5 protein-coding genes and 3 pseudogenes are annotated in these 5485 nt (G+C 65.5%); 3 read left to right on the forward strand and 5 right to left on the reverse strand.

Annotation, left to right across the window (positions count from 1 at the left end):
- Positions 1 to 73: 73 nt before the first annotated feature.
- The 3 genes and pseudogenes from QZ588_RS17640 to QZ588_RS17650 form a co-directional block, all read right to left on the reverse strand.
- Positions 74 to 265 (reverse strand): annotated as a pseudogene (locus tag QZ588_RS17640) (magnesium transporter); the annotation flags it as partial.
- Between the two features lie 26 nt (positions 266 to 291).
- Positions 292 to 618: a hypothetical protein gene (locus QZ588_RS17645; RefSeq protein WP_295544383.1), complete on the reverse strand. Its 327-nt coding sequence runs from the start codon at positions 616 to 618 to the stop codon at positions 292 to 294.
- A 399-nt stretch (positions 619 to 1017) separates the two neighbouring features.
- Positions 1018 to 1185, reverse strand: a pseudogene (locus QZ588_RS17650) (hypothetical protein); the annotation flags it as partial.
- Positions 1186 to 1566: 381 nt separating this feature from the next.
- Between QZ588_RS17650 and QZ588_RS17655 the strand changes: the two are divergent.
- From QZ588_RS17655 to QZ588_RS17665, 3 genes are all read left to right on the forward strand, one after another.
- On the forward strand, positions 1567 to 2610 hold the full coding sequence (locus tag QZ588_RS17655) for an inorganic phosphate transporter (protein WP_295544385.1): 1044 nt from the start codon (positions 1567 to 1569) through the stop codon (positions 2608 to 2610).
- A 93-nt stretch (positions 2611 to 2703) separates the two neighbouring features.
- Positions 2704 to 3405 (forward strand): DUF47 family protein, encoded by a 702-nt coding sequence (locus QZ588_RS17660; RefSeq protein ID WP_295544387.1) that lies wholly within the window; start codon positions 2704 to 2706, stop codon positions 3403 to 3405.
- Positions 3406 to 3577: 172 nt separating this feature from the next.
- Entirely contained in the window at positions 3578 to 4516 is a 939-nt protein-coding gene (locus tag QZ588_RS17665) for a CHAD domain-containing protein (RefSeq protein ID WP_295544389.1), read from the forward strand.
- A gap of 46 nt (positions 4517 to 4562) precedes the next feature.
- On the opposite strand, the gene QZ588_RS17670 is transcribed toward QZ588_RS17665, so the two are convergent.
- The gene (locus QZ588_RS17670) at positions 4563 to 4802 is read right to left on the reverse strand and encodes a hypothetical protein (RefSeq protein WP_295544390.1); all 240 of its coding nucleotides are present in this window, start codon (positions 4800 to 4802) and stop codon (positions 4563 to 4565) included.
- A 550-nt stretch (positions 4803 to 5352) separates the two neighbouring features.
- Positions 5353 to 5485: pseudogene (locus QZ588_RS17675) on the reverse strand (transposase); the annotation flags it as partial.

A 5485-nucleotide genomic window follows, 5' to 3' on the forward strand; every position in this document is an offset into this window, starting at 1 on the left:
TGCTGCACACTCGCGTCTGCGTGAACCCGGACCTATTGTACCCAGCCTGCGGCCCGATAAGTCGGACAGCCTCCTAGAACAGGAGCAGCGTCGCCAGGCCGAGAAAGGCGAAGAACCCAACCACGTCGGTCACGGTGGTCAGCACGACGCTGCCCGCCAGCGCCGGGTCGATGCCGAGGTTGCGCAGGATCAGCGGAATCACGAAGCCCGCGAGCGCGGCGCACAATAGGTTGAGCAGGATCGCGGCGGCGATGATGCCGCCGATCATCGAGTGCTCAGCCAGGTCGCGAATCACATCCACGACGTCGTCGAGGTGGCGGAGGTCGCGGCAGTTTGCGGTGACGCCGCCAACTCGTTCTCCAGGGCCTGCTTGGCAATTTCCTTGTATAGACGCACGGCCCGGGCATAAAGGCGCTGATACTCCGGGTGCCGGTCCACCAGTTGCTTGCTCTGTTGGGCCTGCTCGCAGACCTCCGCGAGGAAGCTCCTGTGGCTCTCTTCGAGGAGCTCGCCGGCGTCGACGGCGGACTTGAGATTCAGCAGCCGTGCGAGCTGCTGCCCTTCGAAGCGCTCGACCAGCAGGCCCATGACGCGCTCGGCGTGGATTTTGTCTCTCATTCGAGGTCGCCTCCGCCGGAGTGGTGCAGATCGGTGACGCGCGCGGCGTGACGTCCGGTCCGTGGCCCGTCTCCCTGCTGTGGCGACCGATCGCAGGGCTGGGGCTCGCGGCGAACGGCACGATGCCGGGACAGCGGGACTCCGGCGGCGGGGATACCGTCGCGAGGGCACTGCAAGAAGCTCATACTCCAATCCTCCTCAATGATCGTGTTGCGGACCCACGGGTCCCGGGAGTGCCGGCGTCCTGACCCCGCTGGCGTCACGGTTGTGGCACGCGGGGCGCCGGCGAAGTCGTCGCTGCGCGCCGGATCGGGCCGTCGGCCCGAGCAGACGACGACGCGGCGGGCATCTGCCGTTTCAGTCGTTTCGCCCCAGGCGACCAGCCGGAGCCGAAGCGCCTCAGTCCTCGACGCCGATTTCCTCCTGGACCGTGCGGACAATGCGTTTGTCGATGGTCAGGAACTCGTCGCGACGGTCCGGGTAGTCGACGTGGCTCAGCAGGTAGCGGATGGCATTGATGCGGGCGCGCTTCTTGTCGTCCGATTTGATGATCGTCCAGGGCGCTTGCCGGAACCTTGTGACGCTCGCGTGGTAGGGCGCGCTGCGTCGCCTTCGCGTGGGTCAGATCCTGGCGGCTCGGTTCGATGGGCGGGCCAGCGGCGGGCCCATCGGCATCTCGCATGGGTGGCTTGGCGCCGGAAACCCTGGCCGCCGGAACCCCTGGCCGTCGAAAATATTACGGTTAGATGACTTATTTATGACAGAATCATGACAAACTGATGACAAAGATCAACCCTGAGGAGAGAAAAAATCGCTCGTCGAGGTCCGTCGCACTCCGCCCACGCTGCCGCACTGCGAGGCGTCCCGCAGGGTACCGGCCGCGCTTCGGGCGTCGTCGGGATGCGCCCGGCCACGCTTTCCAAACACTGATCTCCGGAGGAGCTGCCGATGGAAACGCTGACCGTGCTGGTGGTTGTGGCGGTTGTCGTCGTGCTGGTTTTCGACTACACGAACGGCTTCCACGATGCGTCGAATATCATCGCCACCCCGATCGCCTCGCGCGCGCTGACGCCGATCCAGGCGGTCACCATCGTCGCCACTTTCGAGTTCCTGGGGCCGCTCCTGGGCGGCACCGCAGTGGCCAACACCATCGGCAAATTCGTCGATCTCGACGACCTCGCCGCGGTGTTGTCGGTGATCGTCATCCTCTGCGGTCTCGCCGGCGCCATCTTCTGGAATCTGCTGACCTGGTGGTTCGGCATTCCATCATCGTCGTCCCATGCGCTGGTGGGCGGACTCATCGGGGCGGTGCTCATCGCAGTGGGCGCCGACCACGTCATCTGGGGCTTCGAGCAGCTGCTCGACGACGGGCACCTGACGGGGGTCACCAAGGTGCTGCTGGCGCTGATCCTGTCGCCAATCATCGGCTTCTGGATGGGCTTCATGGTCCACCGGCTGATGTTCTTCCTGATGCGCGGCGCCAAGCCCGGCGTGAACCGCTTCTTCAAGCGCATCCAGATCTTCTCCTGCGCGGGCCTCGCGTTCTCCCACGGTGCCAACGACGCCCAGAAGAGCATGGGCATCATCACTTTGGTGCTGCTGAGCGGCGGCTTCCTCGACGAGTTCGAGGTCCCGTTCTGGGTCATCCTCTCCTGCGCCATCGCCATCACCCTGGGCATCCTCTCCGGCGGCTGGCGCATCGTGCGCACCGTGGGCTTCGGCATCTTCAAGGTGCGGCCCATCCACGCCTTCGACGGTCAGCTGACCTCCGCCGCCGTCATCTTCGGCGCATCGATGGTCGGTGCGCCTGTGTCCACCACCCACGTGGTCAGCTCGTCGCTGATGGGCATCGGCGCCTCGGAGCGCCCCAAGGCGGTGCGCTGGGCCAAGGCCAAGGAGATCGTCAGCACCTGGCTCATCACCATCCCCGGGGCGGGGAGCGTGTCCGTGCTCACCTACCTGCTCGTCGATCTGCTGCTCGACGTGGATTGAGCGGGCCGGACGCCGGGGCCTTGGGCGGACAACCATTGACTGGCCATCCTTCCCCGCACAACGGCAAGAGATCCATCACCAGAGGAGGCATCCATGAGCACCAGCAATACCGCGATCAGCCGGGTGGTCGACCGCGTCTTTCCCCGCATGCCGGACTTCTACGGGCTGATCAACGCCCAATGCGAGCTGGTTTGCGAGGCCATAGAGATATTCGTCCGCTACATGGAAACCGGTGACCCCGAACTCGGCGAGCGCGTGCGCGCCATGGAGAAAGAGGGCGATGAGCTGAAGGCCCGCAACATGGAGGTGCTGAGCCGTGCCTTTGCCACGCCGATGGACCGCGAGGACATCTACCGCGCGATCATGACCATCGACGAGATCCTGAACTATGCCAAGACCACGGTGCGCGAAGTGGAGGCGCTGCGCCTCGAGCCGGATCAGTACATGGCCGACATGGCCCGATTGATCCTCGACGGCAGCCGCTCGCTGCGGGAGGGCTATGCCAAGCTGTCGTCATCGCCGGCGAGCGCGGACACGGACGCCGCCGCCGCGCGCAAGGCGGAGCGCAGCACCGAGAAGGTCTACCGCGCGGCGCTGACGGAGCTGTTCGATGCGGACGAGTACATCCACGCGCTGAGCAAGAAGAAGAAGGCCAAGGATGCCGAGGCCAATGCCATGGCCTACGTCATCGAGATGTTCAAGCGCCGCGAGCTCTATCGGCACCTGTCCAATGCCGCGGACCGGTTGGAGCATGCGGGCGGGGTGCTCCACGACATCGTCGTGCAGGTGGCCTGAGGCGCGGATCGCTTGGTCGGCCTCGCCGTGCGGCGCGGCGGCGAGGCCCGGGTGGCATCGCCTGCGTCGTCGCTGCGCGGGAATCGCCGTTTGATCGCGGGCCAGGGCGATCGGCTATTATCGGCCCATGTTGCCGGTGCCGCCGGCCGCCGCCTGAGTCAGAAGAGTCACCGTGCCGACCAAATCCAAAGCCCCACCGCCGATGACCTCCGAGCAGAGCGTGAGCGAGGCCTTCGTGACGATTCTGCGCCACAACTATGACTACATGCTGACCTGGCGGGACAGTGCCCGCAGCTGGGAGGACATCGAGGGCGTGCACCAGGTGCGGGTCGCCTTCCGGCGCATGCGCTCGGCGCTGACGCTCTTTCGCGATGCCATCCCGCGCGAGGCGACGGACGTCTGGAACGACGAGATGCGTTGGATCGCCGGCGAGCTCGGCAATGCCCGCGACCTCGATGTCTTCATCGACGAGGCCCTGGGGCCGGCATCGGCCCTGCTGCCGTTGCCCGGCGCCGACCGGCTGCGCGAGCTCGCCGAGCAGGGCCGCGCGAAGGTCTACGCCGAGCGCGTGGTGCCCATGCTCGACAGCGAGCGCTTCCAGCGTTTCTGTGATGCGTTTCCGCGCTGGCTCGACGACCGTGAGTGGGAACGGGCACCCATGAAGAAGAAGCAGGCGAAGCGCCTGGCGGCCGGCATCATGCATTTCTCCCGGCAGCTGCTCGACAAGCAGGAGCGTCGGGTGCTCTCGGCCGGCACCAACGTCGACCGCGACAACGCGGAAGAAATGCACCAGCTGCGCATCGAGTGCAAAAAGCTGCGCTACGCTGCGGAGTTCTTCAAACCGTTGTTCGCCGACATGGACGTATTCATCGGCCACATGAAGGGCCTCCAGGATCTGCTCGGCGTCATGAACGACGTCGCCGTGACTCGGACGCTGATGGACGACCTGCTCGGCGGCAGCCGGGAGCATGACGTACTGATGCACGCCGGCGGCATGATTGGCTGGCGCACCTGTCAGTTCCGCCACCTGCTTGAACGCTTCGACGACTACTGGGAAGAGCTGGTGGAGGCCAAGCACCCCTGGTGGAAGAAGCAAAGCGGCAAGGGCTGACTTTCCCGCCTGCCCCGCGCGGGCACCTCGAATTTTTCGAGCTGGCCTAAAGGCTCGCGATCAAGGTATTGAGCCGTGCGGCGAGGCGCTTTTGTTGCTGCAGCGCGTCGTCGTAGGCGATCCGCAGCGGCACTGAATCGTCGCCCGCCGGGGCTGCCGGCCGTGCGTGATCGTGTCGGCAGAGCTGCTCCAGGCCGGTCAGGGAGCACTCCAGGGTGCTTGCGTACTCGCGCAGCGTACCGCTGATCTCGTCGCCGCGGCGAACGTCCAGGTCTTCCTCGTCCATTTTGCTGGCCGCCCTCCACCGTACAGAGGCAAGCTCGTGCCGCTCACCTATCCGAGCGAGCCGCTCCTTCCGGTCTACAACCGCTGGGTCCGGACGGGGCGGATGACCGCTTGACGCCGGGCCACGGCGCGGGGCGGCGATTTCAACCATTGAAAAGCGAAAGCGTTTTCCCGACGCGCAAGGCGGCGCTGATGGCACCGGCGCCGCTTTCGCCACCGCCGCACTGGCGGCCATCGGTAAGCCCCGCGAAGCGGTGCGCGCCGCCGTCGTGCATGTGCTGTTCAATGTCGCCGGCGTGCTGGTGTGGGTGGGCTTCATCGATCAGCTGGCCGATCTGGTGCGCTGGATGTCGCCCCAGTACCCCGAGCTCTCGGGCAAAGCGCAGCTGGCGGCGGAGGTGCCGCGGCAGATCGCCAATGCCCACACCATGTTCAACGTCGCCAATACGCTGTTGTTCCTGACTTAGGTGCCAGACTCGGCTCTGACAGCCAGGGTTGGCAAAAATGCGACAGGCGATTGGGACTAAAAACCCGCAATTGCCGCTATTTTTCACGAAAACGCGCTTGAGGTTCCACCCCAGACACACCAGCACCCACTCGCCCAGTACGGCGTTCAGACCGCGCAGCAGGAACTGCCGGAAGCCCTGCACGTGCTTGATGATGCCGAAGACGGTTTCGACCGTG

It is taken from the genome of uncultured Thiohalocapsa sp. (assembly GCF_913062725.1).
In the GTDB taxonomy this organism is placed as follows: Bacteria; Pseudomonadota; Gammaproteobacteria; order Chromatiales; family Chromatiaceae; genus Thiohalocapsa.

Excerpts from the sequence above, each read along its gene's own strand:
- QZ588_RS17670 (WP_295544390.1), bottom strand. The coding sequence starts at position 4,802 with ATGGACGAGGAAGACCTGGACGTTCGCCGCGGCGACGAGATCAGCGGT.
- QZ588_RS17655 (WP_295544385.1), top strand. The coding sequence starts at position 1,567 with ATGGAAACGCTGACCGTGCTGGTGGTTGTGGCGGTTGTCGTCGTGCTG.
- QZ588_RS17645 (WP_295544383.1), bottom strand. The coding sequence starts at position 618 with ATGAGAGACAAAATCCACGCCGAGCGCGTCATGGGCCTGCTGGTCGAG.
- QZ588_RS17660 (WP_295544387.1), top strand. The coding sequence starts at position 2,704 with ATGAGCACCAGCAATACCGCGATCAGCCGGGTGGTCGACCGCGTCTTT.